This is a genomic window from Pseudomonas sp. 32A (genome assembly GCF_052682255.1).
This window is the reverse complement of record NZ_JBQYLY010000001.1, coordinates 1127661-1146304: the sequence shown is the minus strand read 5'-3', so window position 1 is coordinate 1146304 and position 18644 is coordinate 1127661. Positions and strand designations below refer to the sequence as shown.

The following is an 18644-nucleotide window of genomic DNA, read 5'->3' as shown; positions in this document are numbered from 1 at the left end:
TCAGGAAGACTGGAAAGCCCGGCGCTGGCGCAGCCATTCAAGGTCTTCCGGGCGGGTGACCTTGAGGTTGTCGCTGCGGCCTTCGATCAGGCGCGGAGCATGCCCGGCCCACTCCATGGCCGAGGCTTCGTCGGTGATGACCACGTCCGAGACCAGGCTGTCGGCCAACGCCCGGTGCAGCGCGCCAAGGCGGAACATTTGCGGGGTGTAAGCCTGCCAGATCGGCGTGCGATCGACGGTTTCCAGTACGCGCCCATGCTTGTCGGCACGCTTGAGGGTGTCCCGTGCCGGCACGGCCAGCAGCCCGCCCACGATGTCGTCGGCCAGTTCAAAGAGCAACTTGTCCAGGTCATCGCGGCTGAGGTTCGGCCGGGCGGCATCATGGACCAGGATCCAATCGTCATCGCTGGCGCCCTGGCTGTGCAGGTACAGCAAGGCATTGAGCACCGAGCCCGAGCGTTCTTCGCCACCGTCCACCCGCGCAATGCGTGGGTCGGTGGCGCAAGCCAGGTTCGGCCAATAAGGGTCATCGACCGCAAGACTGACCACCAGCCCCTTGAGGCCCGGATGATCGAGGAAACAGCCAAGGCTGTGTTCGAGAATAGTGCGCCCGCCCAATTGCAAGTATTGCTTGGGACGGTCCGCGGCCATACGGGCACCCACGCCCGCGGCAGGAATCACGGCCCAGAAGGCCGGTGACGAAAGGCTCATTGGGCCAACTGGTAGAGGGTCTCGCCCTCCTTGACCATGCCCAACTCATGGCGAGCCCGCTCTTCAACGGTCTCCATGCCTTTTTTCAATTCAAGCACTTCGGCATCGAGCACGCGATTGCGCTCCAGCAACACCTCGTTTTCGGCGTGCTGTGCGGCAATTTGCTGGGTCAGTTCGGTGACCTGCGCCAAGCTGCCATTCCCCACCCATAGGCGGTACTGCAGGCCAGCCAGCAGCAAGAGCAAGACGAGGAACAACCAATTGGGACTGCGCATCGAATATCGGGTATCCAGTGAAAAAAGACAGCCATGCAAAACTTTTGAAGCAACTGATAGCACGAAGCCTGGAATAACCAGGCTTGTGCTTGATAGCCAAGAGATTAGCGCCGAAATTCACGCTGTCGTGATTTTTCCGACGTAATCCGCTGACCTTTTACCATTTAACAATCAGCCGCGAAACTCGCTGCGACCGTTGTACTTGGCTTTGCCGCCCAGTTGCTCTTCGATACGCAGCAATTGGTTGTACTTGGAAACGCGATCGGAACGGCACAGGGAACCGGTCTTGATCTGCCCAGCCGAAGTGCCCACGGCCAGGTCGGCAATGGTCGAATCTTCGGTTTCGCCGGAGCGGTGGGAGATCACGGCAGTGTAGCCCGCAGCCTTGGCCATCTGGATGGCTTCCAGGGTTTCGGTCAGGGTGCCGATCTGGTTGAACTTGATCAGGATCGAGTTGGCGATCTTCTTGTCGATGCCTTCTTTCAGGATCTTGGTGTTGGTCACGAACAGGTCGTCGCCCACCAGCTGGATCTTCTCGCCAATCTTGTCGGTCAGCACTTTCCAGCCAGCCCAGTCGGACTCGTCCAGGCCGTCTTCGATCGAGATGATCGGGTAGCGCTCGGTCAGGCCCTTGAGGTAATCAGCAAAACCTTCCGAGGTGAATACGTGGCCTTCACCGGACAGGTTGTACTTGCCGTCTTCGTAGAATTCGCTGGCCGCGCAGTCCAGGGCCAGGGTCACGTCAGTGCCCAGCTTGTAGCCAGCGTTGGCCACAGCTTCGGAGATCACTTTCAGTGCATCTTCGTTGGACGCCAGGTTCGGCGCGAAGCCACCTTCGTCACCCACGGCAGTGCTCAGGCCACGGGCCTTCAGTACAGCCTTGAGGTGGTGAAAAATCTCGGTGCCCATGCGCAGGCCTTCGGAGAAGGTCTTGGCGCCAACCGGCTGCACCATGAATTCCTGGATGTCGACGTTGTTATCAGCGTGCTCGCCACCGTTGATGATGTTCATCATCGGAACCGGCATCGAGTAAACACCCGGGGTACCGTTCAGGTTGGCGATGTGGGCGTACAGCGGCAGGTCCTGGTCCTGCGCAGCAGCCTTGGCGGCAGCCAGGGACACGGCGAGGATGGCGTTGGCGCCGAGGCTGCCTTTGTTTTCAGTACCGTCGAGCTTGATCATCGCGTGATCGAGGGCTTTCTGGTCCAGCGGATCCTTGCCCAGCAGCAGGTCGCGGATCGGGCCATTGATGTTGGCGACTGCCTTGAGTACGCCCTTGCCCAGGTAACGGCTCTTGTCGCCATCACGCAGTTCCAGTGCTTCGCGGGAACCTGTGGAAGCACCGGATGGCGCGCAGGCGCTGCCGATGATGCCGTTATCGAGAAGCACGTCGGCTTCGACGGTAGGGTTGCCACGGGAGTCGAGAACTTCACGACCTTTGATGTCGACGATTTTTGCCATTGTTGTAAACACTCCAAAGTTGACGAAAACGACGCAGCTGAAGGAAATCTTTTGACCGACCGCAAGGGTGGAACAACGGGCAGGCTTGCAGGCGACAAGGCTCAGGCCCGTGGGCCTGAGCGTAAAGCGAGGGAAAGTCTACCGGAGAAATGGCGCTTACGCGGTCTCTACCGTCGGAAAACTCTTGACCAGGTCGTCCAACTGCTTCAACTGGGCCAGGAATGGCTCCAGCTTGTCCAGGCGCAGGGCGCATGGGCCGTCGCACTTGGCGTTGTCCGGGTCCGGGTGGGCTTCCAGGAACAGGCCTGCCAGGGACTGGCTGATGCCGGCCTTGGCCAGGTCCAGTACCTGGGCACGGCGCCCGCCAGCGGAATCGGCGCGACCACCGGGCATTTGCAGCGCGTGGGTCACGTCGAAGAACACTGGGTATTCGAACTGTTTCATGATGCCGAAACCGAGCATGTCCACCACGAGGTTGTTGTAGCCGAAGCTCGAACCGCGCTCGCAGAGGATCAACTGGTCGTTACCCGCTTCCACGCACTTGTTCAGGATGTGTTTCATTTCCTGGGGTGCGAGGAACTGGGCTTTCTTGATATTGATCACAGCGCCGGTCTTGGCCATGGCGACCACGAGGTCGGTCTGGCGCGACAGGAAGGCCGGCAACTGGATGATGTCGCACACCTCGGCGACCACGGCAGCCTGCTCAGGCTCGTGGACGTCGGTGATGATCGGCACGCCGAAGGCTTGCTTGATGTCCTGGAAGATCCGCATGCCTTCTTCAAGGCCCGGGCCGCGATAGGAGGTCACGGACGAACGGTTGGCCTTGTCGAAGCTGGCCTTGAACACATAAGGGATACCGAGTTTCTCGGTCACCTTCACGTACTCTTCACAGACCTGCATCGCCATGTCGCGGCTTTCCAGCACGTTCATGCCGCCGAACAGCACCATGGGCTTGTCGTTGGCAATCTCGATGTCGCCTACGCGAATGATCTTCTGGGCCATCAGGTTTACGCCTTCTTCTGATGTTGCGTCAGTGCTGCTTTAACGAAGCCGCTGAACAACGGGTGGCCGTCGCGCGGGGTCGATGTGAACTCCGGGTGGAACTGGCAAGCCACGAACCATGGGTGATCCGGTGCTTCAACCACTTCAACCAGTGCGCCATCACCGGAACGACCGGAGATCTTCAGGCCGGCTTCCATGATTTTCGGCAGCAGGTTGTTGTTCACTTCGTAGCGGTGACGGTGACGCTCGACGATCACGTCCTTGCCGTAGCAATCGTGAACCAGCGAACCCGGCTCCAGCAGGCAATCCTGCGCGCCGAGGCGCATGGTGCCGCCCAGGTCGGACGCTTCGGTACGGGTTTCGACGGCGCCGGTGGCATCTTCCCACTCGGTGATCAGGCCCACGACCGGGTGGCCGCTGGTGCGATCGAACTCGGTGGAGTTGGCGTCTTTCCAGCCCATGACGTTACGGGCGAACTCGATGACCGCCACTTGCATGCCCAGGCAGATACCCAGGTACGGCACCTTGTTCTCACGAGCGTACTGGACGGCAGTGATCTTGCCTTCCACGCCACGCAGACCGAAACCGCCCGGAACCAGGATGGCGTCAACGCCTTCCAGCAGCGCAGTGCCCTGGTTCTCGATGTCTTCGGAGTCGATGTAGCGCAGGTTGACCTTGGTACGGTTGCTGATGCCCGCGTGGCTCATCGCTTCGATCAGCGACTTGTAGGCGTCCAGCAGCTCCATGTACTTGCCGACCATGGCGATGGTGACTTCATGCTCAGGGTTGAGCTTGGCGTCGACCACGGCTTCCCACTCGGACAGATCGGCGCCGCCACACTGCAGGCCGAAACGCTCGACGACAAAATCATCCAGGCCCTGGGAATGCAGGATGCCCGGGATCTTGTAGATGGTGTCGGCGTCTTCCAGGGCGATCACCGCACGTTCTTCAACGTTGGTGAACTGGGCGATCTTGCGACGGGACGCGATGTCGATCGCGTGGTCGGAGCGGCACACCAGCACGTCCGGCTGCAGGCCGATGGAACGCAGTTCCTTGACCGAGTGCTGGGTAGGCTTGGTTTTGGTTTCGCCGGCGGTGGCGATGTACGGCACCAGTGTCAGGTGCATCAGCATCGCGCGCTTGGCGCCGACTTCGAAACGCAACTGGCGAATGGCTTCGAGGAACGGTTGGGACTCGATGTCACCTACGGTGCCACCGATCTCGACCATCGCCACGTCGGCATCGCCTGCACCCTTGATGATGCGGCGCTTGATTTCGTCGGTGATGTGCGGGATCACCTGGATGGTTGCACCCAGGTAGTCACCACGGCGCTCCTTGCGCAGCACGTGCTCGTAGACACGGCCGGTGGTGAAGTTGTTGTTCTGGGTCATGGTCGTGCGGATGAACCGCTCGTAGTGGCCCAGGTCCAGGTCGGTCTCGGCGCCGTCGTGAGTGACGAACACTTCACCGTGCTGGAACGGGCTCATGGTGCCCGGGTCAACGTTGATGTACGGGTCCAGCTTGAGCATGGTGACCTTAAGTCCCCGCGCCTCCAGGATGGCCGCCAATGAAGCGGAGGCAATGCCTTTCCCCAATGAAGAAACAACACCGCCCGTGACGAATATGTAGCGCGTCATGAAAAACCCTAGAAGTCTGCGTTAAAGCGGTCCGAGCCGCCGGGGAAAGCGAAGGAAGGCCGAAGCCCCCGATCACCTGCATTAATCACAGTGCACCTTTCAAAAAAACCGCCGCGTTGTGACAGACCAGCAATGAAATACCGGTACGTTGATCGCTACACATTTTTTGGAATCGCCCAGCAAAGACTGCTTGGTAATCGGCAACTGCTGCGATTCAGGCGAATCCACAGAAGTTGTATCAAGAAGGGAGCGTAGTCTACCGGAAAGGCTCTATCAGCTCAAACCTTGATCGCAGGTTGGTGGCGCCCAATGTAATTGCCAGCCGGTACCGCCACCCGCCGCAAGTCCCGGCAGGTTGGCCACAGCCAGCAATTGTTGGCCCTGATACAGCAGCGGCAATCTGCCACGGATGAAGCCTGGCACCGCACTTTCATTAAGCAACCGCTTCAGGTCGCGCCGGCCCCGGCCTGGCAATTCCATGATTTCGCCGCCTTGACGATAACGGATGCTCAGGGGGCCTTCGGGTGCGCTGCCGCTGAGGCGAAGGTGGCCGTTACCGGGTAACTGTAGTGGGTTTTGCGGCTGTGGCCAGCTCACCGATGCGTCAGAAAATTCCGACCAACTGGCGGGTAACCACCAGATATGCCCACCGCAACGGTGCAATTCACCGTCGGCCAGGCGCCACAGCGGCTGTGCATCGTGTCTGGCGTCGCGCAAGGTCGCCCAGCCGGCCCAGTGCTCGCTGTCGGGCAAGCGCGTCAGCGGTGTCAGCCAGTGCCTAAGTGCGTTGCGCTGGCGGGCCTCGGAGAGCGCGGCAAGCGGTTCAAGGGTCAGCGAAGGCAATGCCAGCCAGGGAAACACCGGGTGCTGGCTGGCGGCCAGCAGGTCCATCTGCGCCAGTTCGTCGAGCAAGCCCTGGGCTTCGCTCAAATGTTCGGCGCTGCGGGCCATGGTGCTGACGGCTTGGGGCCAACGTTCGGTCAGGCGCGGGAAAACATGGTGGCGCAGGTAATTGCGGGAGAAACGCGGATCGGCGTTGGACGGGTCTTCGATCCAGTCCAATTGATGCTCGCGGGCGTAGGCTTCCAGGTCGGCGCGGGATACATCCAGCAAGGGCCGCACCAGGTAGCCGGTCGCCAGTGGGCGCTGTGCAGACATCGCCGCCAGCCCACGCACGCCAGCGCCACGCAACAAGCGAAACAGCAAGGTTTCGGCCTGGTCGTCGCGGTGCTGGCCCGTGATCAGCAACTCCCCTGCCTCGATGACCTCGGCAAACGCCTGATACCGCGCTTCACGTGCCGCGCGCTCCAGGCTTGCGCCAGGTTGCACCTGCACGCGGATCACTTGCAGGGGAACGCCCAGGGCGTCACACACGGCCTGGCAATGGGCCGGCCACGCGTCAGCCGCAGCCTGCAGCCCATGATGAACATGAAGCGCACTGAGTGGCGGAAGCTTTTCGGTTTTGGCCAGCGTGGCCAGGAGGTGCAGCAGGACGGTGGAGTCGAGACCGCCGGAGAAGGCGATATGCCAGGCCGGGGCGTTGCGCCAGAGGGCGAGGATTTGCAGGAGCTTGGCGGTCAAGTTGGGCTTCATAGCAAAGTACGCCATCAAACTGGAATGCGGTAACCAGCATACACAAGGCAAATGTGGGAGCGGGCTTGCTCGCGAATGCAGTGTGTCAGTCGCCAACTATATTGACTGAATCACCGCCTTCGCGAGCAAGCCCGCTCCCACATAAGCCCGCTCCCGCATTTGGTAACGCGTCGGCTTAGAGACCGTAGCTCATCAGGCGCTCGTAACGACGGGCCAGCAGCGCCTCGTTGTCGAACTTCTTGAGCATCGCCAGTTGCGAGCTGAGTTCAGCACGAATGGTCGCGGCAGCGGCAGCCGGGTCACGGTGGGCGCCGCCCAATGGCTCGGCGATCACTTTGTCCACGATACCCAGGCCTTTCAGGCGATCAGCAGTGATGCCCATGGCTTCAGCGGCATCCGGCGCTTTCTCGGCGGTTTTCCACAGGATCGAGGCGCAACCTTCCGGCGAGATCACCGCGTAGGTCGAATATTGCAGCATGTTCAGTTGGTCGCAGACGCCAATGGCCAATGCACCGCCGGAACCGCCTTCGCCGATCACGGTAGCGATGATCGGAGTCTTCAGGCGAGCCATCACCCGCAGGTTCCAGGCAATCGCTTCGCTCTGGTTGCGCTCTTCAGCGTCGATACCCGGGTAGGCGCCCGGGGTGTCGATGAAGGTCAGGATCGGCATCTTGAAACGCTCGGCCATTTCCATCAGGCGGCAAGCCTTGCGGTAGCCTTCCGGGCGCGGCATGCCGAAGTTGCGACGGACTTTCTCGCGCACTTCACGGCCTTTCTGGTGACCGATCACCATCACTGGCTGGTCGTCCAGGCGAGCGATACCGCCCACGATGGCGGCGTCGTCGGAGAAGTGACGGTCGCCGTGCAGTTCATCGAACTCGGTGAAGATGTGCTCGATGTAGTCCAGGGTGTACGGACGGCGCGGGTGGCGGGCCAGGCGCGCGATCTGCCAGCTGGTCAGCTTGCCGAAGATGTCTTCGGTAAGCGTGCTGCTCTTGTCTTGCAGGCGAGCGATTTCATCGCCGATATTCAGCGAATTGTCATTGCCGACCAGGCGCAGCTCTTCGATCTTGGCTTGCAGGTCAGCGATCGGCTGTTCGAAATCAAGAAAATTCGGGTTCATAAGCGTCCGTCTTGGGTCGACGGCCAAGGGGTGCCTGGCCAGCCGGTTGTCTATTCGCGCCCTACCTTAAGGGAGAGGCGCGGTTAGGTCGAGATTAAATGTTCGGTCGAGATCAGGCGTTCTTTGTATGGCCTGACCGTCAACGGTATTGGAGGAAGACGTTGTCACGCCCGAACTGGTCACGCAATGCTTGAATCAAGCCATCCGCGGGATCAATTCGCCACGTCTCACCAAACTGCAACATCGCCTTGGCATCGTCGCGGGTGTACTCCATGGTCACCGGGCAGGCGCCACGGTGGCGTTTAAGCAAGTCACCCAACCAGCGTAGCTGATCACCTTTGAGCGCATCGGTCTTGACCTTCAAGCGCAGGCTTTCGGCCAGGTTGGTGCGAGCATCTTCCATGCTCATCACGCGTTTGATCCGCAGGCGCAGGCCACCGGAGAAGTCGTCGTTGCTGACCTCCCCTTCCACCACCACCATCGCGTCGGTCTGCAACAGCGACTGGGCGGAGTGGAATGCATCGGCAAACAGCGACGCTTCGATCCGGCCCGAGCGGTCGTCGAGGGTGATGAAGCCCATCTTGTCGCCCTTTTTATTCTTCATCACCCGCAGCGCGATGATCATGCCCGCGACGGTCTGGGTGTCCCGCGCCGGCTTCAGGTCGATGATGCGCTGGCGGGCGAAACGCCGGATTTCACCTTCGTATTCATCAATCGGGTGACCGGTGAGGTACAGGCCCAGGGTGTCCTTCTCGCCCTTGAGGCGCTCCTTGAGTGTCAGGTCCTTGGCCTTGCGATGGTTGGCGTAGACGTCGGCGTCTTCTTCGACGAACAGCCCGCCAAACAGGTCGGCGTGGCCGCTGTCGTGGGTGCGCGCGGTCTGTTCGGCGGCCTTGATCGCTTCTTCCATGGCGGTCAGCAATACCGCGCGGTTGCGGTCGATATTGGCCTGGTACGCCTTCGGCTCATCATGGAAATACGGACCCAGACGATCCAGGGCGCCGCTGCGGATCAAGCCATCCAGGGTACGTTTGTTGATGCGCTTGAGGTCAACCCGGGCGCAGAAGTCGAACAGGTCCTTGAACGGCCCGTCCTGACGCGCTTCGGTAATCGCCTCCACCGGACCTTCGCCCACGCCCTTGATCGCGCCGAGGCCATAAATGATGCGGCCTTCGTCGTTTACCGTGAACTTGAACTCGGAGGTGTTCACGTCCGGCGCGTCGAGGCGCAGCTTCATGGTCCGCACTTCTTCGATCAAGGTCACGACCTTGTCGGTGTTGTGCATATCCGCAGACAGTACCGCGGCCATGAACGGCGCCGGGTAGTGAGCCTTCAGCCACGCCGTCTGGTACGACACCAGGCCGTAGGCGGCGGAGTGGGATTTGTTGAAGCCGTAACCGGCGAACTTCTCTACCAGGTCGAAGATGTTACCGGCCAGGTCGGCGTCGATATTGTTGGTGGCGCAACCCTCAATGAAGCCACCGCGCTGCTTGGCCATCTCCTCGGGCTTTTTCTTACCCATGGCTCGACGCAGCATGTCCGCGCCGCCGAGGGTATAGCCGGCCATGACCTGGGCAATCTGCATCACCTGTTCTTGATACAGAATGATGCCGTAGGTCGGTGCCAGTACCGGCTTGAGGCCTTCGTACTGGTAGTCGGAGTGCGGGTAAGCCAGCTCGGCACGCCCGTGCTTACGGTTGATGAAGTCATCCACCATGCCCGATTGCAGCGGGCCCGGACGGAACAGGGCCACCAGTGCGATCAAGTCTTCCAGGCAGTCGGGCTTGAGCTTTTTGATCAGCTCTTTCATGCCGCGGGATTCAAGCTGGAACACGGCTGTGGTTTCAGCCTTTTGCAGCAGGCTGTAGGTCGGTTTGTCGTCCAGCGGGATAAACGCGATATCCAGCGGTGGCTCGTTGACCTTGGCGCGGTCGCGATTGATGGTCTTGAGCGCCCAGTCGATGATCGTCAGGGTCCGCAGGCCGAGGAAGTCGAACTTCACCAGGCCGGCCGCCTCCACGTCATCCTTGTCGAACTGGGTTACCAGGCCGTCGCCTTCTTCATCGCAATAGATCGGCGAAAAGTCAGTCAGCTTGGTGGGCGCGATAACCACACCACCGGCGTGTTTACCGACGTTACGCACCACGCCTTCGAGCTTGCGCGCCATGTCCCAGATTTCAGCCGCTTCTTCATCGACCTTGATGAAGTCCCGCAGGATTTCTTCCTGCTCGTAGGCTTTTTCCAGGGTCATGCCGACTTCGAACGGAATCATCTTCGACAGGCGGTCTGCCAGGCCGTAGGACTTGCCCTGCACCCGGGCCACGTCGCGGATTACCGCTTTCGCCGCCATGGAACCGAAGGTGATGATCTGGCTTACAGCGTTACGGCCGTATTTCTCGGCCACGTATTCGATAACCCGGTCGCGACCATCCATGCAGAAGTCGACGTCGAAGTCGGGCATCGATACCCGTTCCGGGTTAAGGAAACGTTCGAACAGCAGGTCATATTCCAGCGGGTCAAGGTCAGTGATCTTCTGTACATAGGCCACCAGCGACCCGGCACCCGATCCACGGCCTGGGCCCACCGGCACGCCGTTGCTTTTGGCCCACTGGATAAAGTCCATTACGATCAGGAAGTAACCGGGGAACCCCATCTGGATAATGATATCCAGCTCGAAATTCAGCCGGTCGACGTAGACCTGGCGCTTGGCTTCATAATCTTCAGTGGTGTCCTTGGGCAGCAGGACGCTCAGGCGTTCCTCCAAACCGTCGAACGAGACCTTGCGGAAATACTCGTCGATGGTCATGCCATCGGGAATCGGGAAGTTGGGCAGGAAGTGCTTGCCCAGCTTCACTTCAATATTGCAGCGCTTGGCAATTTCGACGGAGTTTTCCAGGGCCTCGGGCAGGTCACTGAACAGCTCGGCCATTTCATCGGCGCTTTTGAGGTACTGCTCTTCGCTGTAGTTTTTCGAGCGGCGCGGATCGTCCAGCGCCCGGCCTTCGCCGATGCATACGCGGGTTTCGTGGGCCTCGAAGTCTTCCTTCTTGATAAAGCGTACATCGTTGGTCGCGACCAGCGGCGCGCCAAGCTTTTCAGCCAGGGCTACGGCGGCGTGCAACTGCTCTTCATCGTTGGGGCGGTTGGTGCGCTGGATTTCCAGGTAGAAACGGTTGGGGAACACCTCCATCCACTCGCGGGCCAGCACTTCTGCCTCGTGGGGATTGCCGCCCAACAGCGCAATACCGATCTCACCCTCTTTGGCCGCCGAGAGCATGATCAGCCCTTCGCTGGCCTCGGCCACCCATTCGCGCTCGATGATGATCGAGCCGTTGCGCTGGCCATCGATGAAGCCACGGGAAATCAGTTCGGTGAGATTGCGATAACCCACGCCGTTCATCGCCAACAGGCTGATGCGGCTCAATGGGTTATCCGGGTCTTTGTTCGACAGCCAGAGGTCGGCGCCGCAGATCGGCTTGATGCCGGCGCCCATGGCGGCCTTGTAGAACTTGACCAGGGAGCACATGTTGTTCTGGTCGGTCACCGCCACGGCAGGCATGTTCATGCCCACCAGGGTTTTGACCAAGGGTTTGATCCGTACCAGGCCGTCGACCAGGGAGTATTCAGTGTGCAGGCGCAGGTGAACGAATGAAGCCGGCATAGTGATCCTGTACAAAACGTGAAAACAACAAGGCCCGGATTGTACCGGGCCTTGGCAAAAACATCAGCCTTGCTGCTAAACCTCGATCAGGCTTTCCCGAGCCTCGAAAGCCTGGCGAACCGGGGCAAACAAGCGGCGGTGGATCGGGGTCGGGCCCAGGCGAGCCAAAGCTTCCAGATGAACGGGCGTCGGGTAACCCTTATGGCCACCAATCCCGTAGCCGGGATAGATCAATTCGAAAGCCGCCATTTCACGGTCACGGCTGACCTTGGCCAGGATCGATGCAGCGGCAATCGCCGGCACCTTGCTATCACCCTTGACCACCGCTTCAGCCGGCATCGTCAGCTTCGGGCAGCGGTTGCCGTCGATCATCGCCATTTTGGGCGTGATGTGCAGGCCTTCAATAGCGCGCTGCATAGCCAGCATGGTGGCGTGCAGAATGTTCAGTTCGTCGATTTCTTCGACCTCAGCCCGGGCGATGTGCCAGCTGAGGGCTTTCTCACAGATCTCGTCATAGAGCTTTTCACGACGGGCCTCGGTGAGTTTCTTCGAATCGTTCAGGCCGAGGATCGGGCGGTTCGGGTCGAGAATCACTGCGGCGGTGACGACTGCGCCGCACAGCGGGCCGCGACCGACTTCGTCAACACCGGCAACCAGATCAAGGGCATCGGCGACCAGGCTGAAATCCAGGCCCATTTGCGTCTTCATAGGGTTTCCTGTTTATGGCCGATCAAGGTCAGCACAGCGTCCGCCGCCTGGTTCGACGCATCACGACGCAAGGTGCGGTGGATTTCGTCGAAACCACGGGTCTGCTCTTCGCCGCCATCGATCAACGGAAGCATGGTTTGCGCCAGCGCCTCAGGCGTCGCATCGTCCTGCAACAACTCGGGCACCAACAGACGCTGGGCCAGCAAATTGGGCAGGGAGATGTAGGGGCTTTTGACCATACGCTTGAGAATCCAGTAGGTCAGCGGCGCCAAGCGATAGGCCACGACCATCGGCCGTTTGTAGAGCAAGGCTTCCAGGGTCGCAGTGCCGGAGGCGATCAGCACCGCATCGCACGCAGCCAGTGCCAGGTGCGAGCCCCCGTCGAGCAGGGTCAACGGCAAGTTGCGCCCTGCCAGCAATTCTTCAATTTGTGCACGGCGCTGAGGACTGGCGCATGGCAATACGAAGCGCACACCCGGCTTCAGCGCCTGCAGACGCTCGGCAGCATCAAAAAACAGCGCGCCGAGACGACCGACTTCGCCACCACGGCTACCCGGCATCAACGCCACCAGCGGACCTTCGGCCAAGCCCAGTTCGGCACGCGCCGCAGCACGGTCGGCCTGAAGCGGAATGGTGTCGGCCAGGGTGTGGCCGACAAACCGCACCGGCACGCCCTTCTCTTCGTAGAACCGGGCCTCGAAGGGCAGCAGGGTCAGCATCAGGTCGCAGCCTTCGCGAATCTTCAGCACGCGCTTTTGCCGCCACGCCCACACGGACGGGCTGACGTAATGCACGGTCTTGATCCCGGCCTGACGCAACTTGAGTTCGATATTGAGGGTGAAGTCCGGAGCGTCGATTCCGATAAAGACGTCGGGCTTTTCTTCGATCAGGGTCTGGATCAGCTTTTTGCGGCGAGCCAGCAGCTCACGTAACCGACCCAACACTTCCACCAGCCCCATGACCGACAAGCGCTCCATGGGAAAGTAGGACGTGAGGCCTTCAGCCTGCATCAGCGGACCGCCGACACCGATGAATTCAACCGCAGGATGCTGGAGCTTGAGGGCCCGCATCAGGCCTGCACCGAGAATATCGCCGGAAGCTTCTCCGGCCACCAACGCTATACGCAGCTTGGCCATGATCAGCGGGTGATGCCGCGAGTCGACGACTGGATCGAGTCACGGAATATCGCGACTTCCGGAAACAATGCGGCTGGCTCCGTCAGTTCGATCAACGCCTGGTCAACCGTCAACCCCTGGCGGTAAACCACCTTGTAGGCGCGGCGCAGGGCGTGGATGGCGTCTTCGCTGAAACCTCGACGGCGCATGCCTTCGAAGTTCATGCTGCGGGCTTCGGCCGGGTTGCCGAACACCGTGACGAATGCTGGAACATCCTTGCCGATGGCGGTACCCATGCCGGAAAAGCTGTGGGCGCCGATATGGCAATACTGATGCACCAGGGTGAAGCCGGACAGGATCGCCCAATCGTCAACGTGCACGTGGCCAGCCAACGCGGTGTTATTAACCAGGATGCAGTGGTTGCCGATGACGCTGTCATGGCCGATGTGCGCGTAGGCCATCACCAGGTTGTGATCACCCAGGGTGGTCTCTGCGCGGTCCTGCACGGTACCGCGGTGAATGGTCACGCCTTCACGGATGATGTTGTGATCACCGATTACCAGACGCGTTTCTTCACCCTTGTACTTCATGTCCGGAGTGTCTTCGCCTATCGATGAAAACTGATAGATGCGGTTGTGTTTGCCAATCCGCGTCGGGCCTTTGAGGATTACATGCGGCCCGATGACTGTCCCCTCGCCGATTTCCACACCTGCGCCGACGATCGACCAAGGGCCGACCTCAACGTCGGCGGCCAGTACGGCCGTCGGATCGATGATTGCGCGAGGGTCAATCAAACTCATAGTTTGCGTTCCGCACAGATGATTTCAGCCGAGCACACCGGCTTGCCGTCGACCGACGCCTGGCATTCGAACTTCCAGATCTGGCGCTTGCAGCTGATGAACTTGGCTTCCAGGATCAACTGGTCACCCGGGGTCACCGGGTTGCGGAAGCGCAGTTTGTCGGAGCCCACGAAATAGTAGAGCGTGCCATCGGCAGGCTTCAGGTCGAGCATTTTGAAACCAAGGATACCGGCAGCCTGGGCCATCGCTTCGATGATCAAAACGCCTGGCATGATGGGATGCGCAGGGAAGTGACCGTTGAAGAACGGTTCGTTGATGCTGACATTCTTGTAGGCACGAATGCGCTTTTCCTCAACATTGAGGTCCGTTACTCGGTCCACCAGCAGGAACGGGTAACGGTGAGGCAGGTATTCGCGAATCTCGTTGATGTCCATCATTTCGGGGGGAAGCCTGTAATAAAGATTGGGAGCGTGCGGACTAAGGCACGCCCCTCTAGCAAATCAAGGAGGCAGTCTAGCGGCTGTGCACACTTGATATGGAAATGGTATCAGCCATCTGATGAAGCATTACCGCCAGGGGTCACGTCCCCAACACGCTTTTCCAGATGTTTCAGGCGCCGAGCGATATCGTCGAGCTGCCTCAGACGTGCCGCGCTCTTGCGCCATTCGGCCGCAGGCTGCATGGCCGTACCGGACGAATAGGACCCAGGTTCGGTAATCGAATGGGTCACCATGGTCATGCCGGTGATGAATACGTTGTCGCACACTTCAATATGGCCCACCAGGCCAACACCGCCGGCGAGCATGCAATGCTTGCCAATCTTGGTGCTGCCGGAAATCCCCACGCACGCCGCCATGGCGGTGTGATCGCCAATCTGTACGTTGTGAGCGATCTGAATCTGGTTATCCAGCTTCACGCCGTTACCAATGACGGTATCGGCCAAGGCCCCACGGTCAACAGCGGTGTTGACGCCAATTTCAACGTCATTGCCGATCAACACACCGCCCACTTGGGCAATCTTGTGCCAAATACCCTTCGAGTTAGCGAAGCCGAAGCCCTCGCCACCGATCACGGCACCTGACTGAATCACCACACGTTCACCAATACGCACGTCGTGGTACAGGGTCACACGCGGAGCCAGCCAGCCACCGGCACCAATCTCGCTACGGGCGCCGATAAAGCACTGGGCGCCTATCGTTACACCCGCGCCGATACGGGCGCCGCTTTCGATCACCACAAAAGCACCGATGCTCGCGGCAGGGTCAACCTGCGCGTCATCCGCGATAACCGCAGAAGGATGGATACCTGCGGCAGCCTTGGGTTTCGGATCGAACAGGTGCGATGCCTGGGCATACGCAAGGTACGGGTCGGCAACAACCAGCGCATCCCCGGTAAACCCTTCGGCGTCAGCGGCCTTCAGCAGCACGGCTGCGGCGCGGCTTTCGCCCAGGTATTTACGGTATTGGGGGTTTGCGAGGAAGCTCAACTGAGCTGGGCCAGCCTCCTGCAAGGTGGCTAGCCCAGTAATGTCCTTCTCCGGAGAGCCACGTAAGGTGGCCCCCAGGAACTCGGCCAATTGGCCGAGCTTGATAGTCGCAGTCATGGCTTACTTCAGCTGATTCATGCGCTCGATCACCTGGCGGGTGATGTCGTACTGAGGTTTAACGTCGATGACTGCACCGCGTTCGAATACCAGGTCAAAGGCACCTTTCTTGATGACTTCTTCCACAGCGCTGTCGAGTTTCGGCTTGAGTTGCTTGAGCATTTCGCGGTCGGCAACAGCCTTGGCCTCGTTCAGCTCCTTGGACTGGAACTGGTAGTCACGGGCCTTTTGCTTGAATTCAAGCTCCAGACGCTCGCGCTCGCCTTGCTGCATCTTGTCGCCACCGGCCACCAGACGATCCTGGATGCCCTTGGCGCTGCTTTCCAGCGTCTTGAGCTTGGTCAGTTGAGGACCGAATTTCTTCTCGGCATCCACGGCGTACTTCTTGGCCGCATCGGATTCCAGCAGAGCCATCTGATAGTTCAGAACAGCAATCTTCATTTCGGCAAAGGCCGGGGTCGCTACCAGGACAGTCGCCAGGAGAACCAATTGAGTCAACTTACGCACGATGCACTCCTACAAATCCGTTGTCGTTATCTTGGGTCAGACGCTTAGAACGTCTGGCCGAGGGAGAATTGGAAAATCTGGGTTTCAGCGTTATCCGGTTTCTTGATCGGCATGGCCAGAGCAAAGCTCAATGGGCCCAGCGCCGTCACCCAGGTCACGCCCACACCGACAGAGCTTGCCAGGTTGCTCAGACTTACGTCGTTGCACTGCGTGTTGGACTTCGAGCCATTCGGGTTGGTGACCTGTTCGCACTTGGAGTCGAACACGTTACCCACATCCCAGAAGACCGAAGTACGCAGGGAGCGTTGATCTTTAACGAATGGCAGCGGGAACAGAATCTCAGCACCACCCTGGATCAGCACGTTACCACCGAATGGCAGCGGGTCGTTGTCCGAGTCAGCCACAGTCCCCTGGTTACCGGTCACACCCACGCCACGGCTTGGGGTACCACGAGGACCCAAGGTGCTGTCCTTGAAACCACGTACCGAGTTGAAACCACCCGCATAGTAGTTCTCATAGAACGGCAAGCCGCTGGTCGAACCATAACCATCGCCATAACCCAATTCGGTGTGCAGGCGCATGGTGTAGTTTTCGCTCAATGGCTGGAACAACTGGCCACGATAGTCGAGTTTGAAGAACGACAGGTCGCTGCCCGGCGTGGTTGCTTCCAGAGTCAGGCTCTGGGAATGGCCACGGGTCGCCAGCACACCTTTGTTCAGGGTCGATTCCGACCATCCGGCCGAAGCCTTGAAGTTCAGGAACTGGTCGCCTTCTTTACGCACGAAGTTGAAGATTTCGTCCACGGTGTACACACCGGTCTTGATCTTGTCCTGTTGCGCGGTCAGGCCGAAGGTCAGACGCGAGGTCTCACTGATCGGGTAACCAATGTTGGCGCCAACACCCAGGCTGTCGATTGCATAGCTTGCAACGTCAACGTCGAGGTCTTTGTAGTCGGTTGTGCGGTAGAAGGCGTTGTAGCCCAGGCTCACACCGTCAGCAGTCCAGTAGGGGTCGACATAACCGAAGTTATAGCGGCTCTGGTATTCGCTGCGGGTCAGGCCGATGGAAACCTTGTTACCGGTACCGAGGAAGTTGTTCTGGGTGATCGAACCACCGAGGATCAGACCGGCACTCTGGGCGAAACCGACGCTGGCGGTAATCGAACCGGAGGCTTGTTCTTCTACGGCGTAGTTCACGTCAACCTGGTCATCCACACCCGGTACAGCCGGGGTTTCAACGTTGACTTCCTTAAAGAAGCCCAGGCGCTCAAGGCGAACCTTGGACTGGTCGATCAGGTAAGTCGACGCCCAGCCACCTTCCATCTGACGCATTTCGCGACGCAGCACTTCGTCAGCCGACTTGGTGTTGCCACGGAAGTTGATGCGGTTCACATAGGCACGCTTGCCCGGATCTACGACGAAGGTGATGTCTACGGTATGGTCTTCGTCGTGCGGGGTCGGTACGCCGTTGACGTTGGCGAAGGTATAGCCTTCGTTACCCAGACGACGGGTGATCAGTTCGGACGTGGTGGTCATCAGCTTGCGCGAGAACACCTGGTCTTTCTGCACCAGCAACAGGGACTTGACCTGGTCTTCAGGCACTTTCAAGTCACCGCTGAGCTTGACGTCACGAACCTTGTACTTCTCGCCTTCGTTGACGTTGACCGTGATATAGACGTGCTTCTTGTCCGGGGTGATGGACACCTGGGTCGAAGCGATATCCATGTTGATATAGCCACGGTCCAGGTAGTAGGAACGCAGGCGCTCCAGGTCACCGGACAGTTTTTCGCGAGCATACTTGTCATCGTTCTTGAAGAACGACAGCCAGTTGGTGGTCTTGAGTTCGAACAGGTCGACCAGGTCGTCATCGGAGAACTTGGTGTTACCCACCACGTTGATGTGCTGGATCGCCGCCACGGTGCCTTCGTTGATGTTGACCTTCAGGCCGACGCGGTTACGCGGCTGCGGTACCACTTCGGTCTCGACGGTTGCCGAGTAACGGCCCTGGGCAACGTACTGGCGTTGCAGCTCGTTACGCACACCTTCGAGGGTGGCACGCTGGAAGATCTCGCCTTCGGCAAGGCCCGATTGTTTGAGGCCTTTCATCAAGTCTTCAGTGGAGATCGCCTTGTTGCCTTCGATCTCGATACTGGCGACAGAAGGCCGCTCGACGACGGTGATGACGAGGACGTTACCTTCGCGACCCAGTTGGATATCTTGAAAGAACCCGGTTTTGAACAGCGCACGAGTGGATTCCACCAGGCGACGATCATCAGCCTGTTCCCCGACGTTCAACGGCAAGGCACCAAAGACGCTACCCGCGGAAACCCGCTGGAGGCCGTTGACGCGAATATCGGAGATGGTGAAGGACTCGGCGTGAACTTCGGCGATCATCAATACGGTGAGAACCGCAGTTAGCAGCAGACGTTTCATGAAGTCCTTTCTTATT

General features: G+C 59.5%; 15 protein-coding genes. All 15 read right to left on the bottom strand.

Annotated features, from left to right (window positions below; genetic code table 11):
* Positions 1 to 711 carry a 2-C-methyl-D-erythritol 4-phosphate cytidylyltransferase gene (gene ispD / locus ACUN0G_RS05175; RefSeq protein WP_421553260.1) on the bottom strand — a complete coding sequence of 237 codons (711 nt, stop codon included), beginning with the start codon at positions 709 to 711 and terminating at the stop codon, positions 1 to 3.
* The gene (ftsB, locus tag ACUN0G_RS05170) at positions 708 to 986 is read right to left on the bottom strand and encodes a cell division protein FtsB (protein ID WP_003219292.1); all 279 of its coding nucleotides are present in this window, start codon (positions 984 to 986) and stop codon (positions 708 to 710) included. The genes ispD and ftsB overlap by 4 nt, the downstream gene beginning before the upstream one ends.
* Before the next feature lie 171 nt (positions 987 to 1157).
* A complete protein-coding gene (gene eno, locus ACUN0G_RS05165) occupies positions 1158 to 2447 on the bottom strand; it encodes a phosphopyruvate hydratase (RefSeq protein ID WP_003219294.1) in 1290 nt (429 codons plus the stop codon).
* Positions 2448 to 2603: 156 nt separating this feature from the next.
* Positions 2604 to 3449: a 3-deoxy-8-phosphooctulonate synthase gene (gene kdsA, locus ACUN0G_RS05160; RefSeq protein WP_003219295.1), complete on the bottom strand. Its 846-nt coding sequence runs from the start codon at positions 3447 to 3449 to the stop codon at positions 2604 to 2606.
* A gap of 5 nt (positions 3450 to 3454) precedes the next feature.
* Positions 3455 to 5086: a CTP synthase gene (locus tag ACUN0G_RS05155; RefSeq protein ID WP_003219298.1), complete on the bottom strand. Its 1632-nt coding sequence runs from the start codon at positions 5084 to 5086 to the stop codon at positions 3455 to 3457.
* Positions 5087 to 5359: 273 nt separating this feature from the next.
* Positions 5360 to 6679 carry a tRNA lysidine(34) synthetase TilS gene (tilS, locus tag ACUN0G_RS05150; RefSeq protein WP_445572836.1) on the bottom strand — a complete coding sequence of 440 codons (1320 nt, stop codon included), beginning with the start codon at positions 6677 to 6679 and terminating at the stop codon, positions 5360 to 5362.
* Positions 6680 to 6854: 175 nt separating this feature from the next.
* The gene (locus ACUN0G_RS05145; protein ID WP_010176746.1) at positions 6855 to 7802 is read right to left on the bottom strand and encodes an acetyl-CoA carboxylase carboxyltransferase subunit alpha; all 948 of its coding nucleotides are present in this window, start codon (positions 7800 to 7802) and stop codon (positions 6855 to 6857) included.
* A gap of 139 nt (positions 7803 to 7941) precedes the next feature.
* Positions 7942 to 11463, bottom strand: coding sequence for a DNA polymerase III subunit alpha (gene dnaE, locus ACUN0G_RS05140; RefSeq protein WP_063032894.1), 3522 nt, complete (start codon positions 11461 to 11463; stop codon positions 7942 to 7944).
* A 75-nt stretch (positions 11464 to 11538) separates the two neighbouring features.
* Positions 11539 to 12171, bottom strand: coding sequence for a ribonuclease HII (gene rnhB / locus ACUN0G_RS05135; RefSeq protein WP_445572835.1), 633 nt, complete (start codon positions 12169 to 12171; stop codon positions 11539 to 11541).
* On the bottom strand, positions 12168 to 13307 hold the full coding sequence (gene lpxB / locus ACUN0G_RS05130; RefSeq protein WP_445572834.1) for a lipid-A-disaccharide synthase: 1140 nt from the start codon (positions 13305 to 13307) through the stop codon (positions 12168 to 12170). Before lpxB ends, rnhB begins: the two co-directional genes overlap by 4 nt.
* 2 nt (positions 13308 to 13309) lie before the next feature.
* Positions 13310 to 14086: an acyl-ACP--UDP-N-acetylglucosamine O-acyltransferase gene (gene lpxA / locus ACUN0G_RS05125; protein WP_003219308.1), complete on the bottom strand. Its 777-nt coding sequence runs from the start codon at positions 14084 to 14086 to the stop codon at positions 13310 to 13312.
* Positions 14083 to 14523, bottom strand: coding sequence for a 3-hydroxyacyl-ACP dehydratase FabZ (gene fabZ, locus ACUN0G_RS05120; RefSeq protein ID WP_003219309.1), 441 nt, complete (start codon positions 14521 to 14523; stop codon positions 14083 to 14085). Before fabZ ends, lpxA begins: the two co-directional genes overlap by 4 nt.
* Before the next feature lie 110 nt (positions 14524 to 14633).
* Positions 14634 to 15689 (bottom strand): UDP-3-O-(3-hydroxymyristoyl)glucosamine N-acyltransferase, encoded by a 1056-nt coding sequence (lpxD, locus tag ACUN0G_RS05115; protein WP_258343998.1) that lies wholly within the window; start codon positions 15687 to 15689, stop codon positions 14634 to 14636.
* A 3-nt stretch (positions 15690 to 15692) separates the two neighbouring features.
* Positions 15693 to 16196: an OmpH family outer membrane protein gene (locus tag ACUN0G_RS05110; RefSeq protein WP_003219314.1), complete on the bottom strand. Its 504-nt coding sequence runs from the start codon at positions 16194 to 16196 to the stop codon at positions 15693 to 15695.
* 44 nt (positions 16197 to 16240) lie between these two features.
* Positions 16241 to 18628 carry an outer membrane protein assembly factor BamA gene (bamA, locus tag ACUN0G_RS05105; protein WP_445572833.1) on the bottom strand — a complete coding sequence of 796 codons (2388 nt, stop codon included), beginning with the start codon at positions 18626 to 18628 and terminating at the stop codon, positions 16241 to 16243.
* Positions 18629 to 18644: the final 16 nt, after the last annotated feature.

Bases quoted from the DNA above. Each gene is read 5' to 3' on its own strand.
- ispD (WP_421553260.1), bottom strand. From the start codon at position 711: ATGAGCCTTTCGTCACCGGCCTTCTGGGCCGTGATTCCTGCCGCGGGC.
- ftsB (WP_003219292.1), bottom strand. From the start codon at position 986: ATGCGCAGTCCCAATTGGTTGTTCCTCGTCTTGCTCTTGCTGCTGGCT.
- eno (WP_003219294.1), bottom strand. From the start codon at position 2,447: ATGGCAAAAATCGTCGACATCAAAGGTCGTGAAGTTCTCGACTCCCGT.
- kdsA (WP_003219295.1), bottom strand. From the start codon at position 3,449: ATGGCCCAGAAGATCATTCGCGTAGGCGACATCGAGATTGCCAACGAC.
- ACUN0G_RS05155 (WP_003219298.1), bottom strand. From the start codon at position 5,086: ATGACGCGCTACATATTCGTCACGGGCGGTGTTGTTTCTTCATTGGGG.
- tilS (WP_445572836.1), bottom strand. From the start codon at position 6,679: ATGAAGCCCAACTTGACCGCCAAGCTCCTGCAAATCCTCGCCCTCTGG.
- ACUN0G_RS05145 (WP_010176746.1), bottom strand. From the start codon at position 7,802: ATGAACCCGAATTTTCTTGATTTCGAACAGCCGATCGCTGACCTGCAA.
- dnaE (WP_063032894.1), bottom strand. From the start codon at position 11,463: ATGCCGGCTTCATTCGTTCACCTGCGCCTGCACACTGAATACTCCCTG.
- rnhB (WP_445572835.1), bottom strand. From the start codon at position 12,171: ATGAAGACGCAAATGGGCCTGGATTTCAGCCTGGTCGCCGATGCCCTT.
- lpxB (WP_445572834.1), bottom strand. From the start codon at position 13,307: ATGGCCAAGCTGCGTATAGCGTTGGTGGCCGGAGAAGCTTCCGGCGAT.
- lpxA (WP_003219308.1), bottom strand. From the start codon at position 14,086: ATGAGTTTGATTGACCCTCGCGCAATCATCGATCCGACGGCCGTACTG.
- fabZ (WP_003219309.1), bottom strand. From the start codon at position 14,523: ATGATGGACATCAACGAGATTCGCGAATACCTGCCTCACCGTTACCCG.
- lpxD (WP_258343998.1), bottom strand. From the start codon at position 15,689: ATGACTGCGACTATCAAGCTCGGCCAATTGGCCGAGTTCCTGGGGGCC.
- bamA (WP_445572833.1), bottom strand. From the start codon at position 18,628: ATGAAACGTCTGCTGCTAACTGCGGTTCTCACCGTATTGATGATCGCC.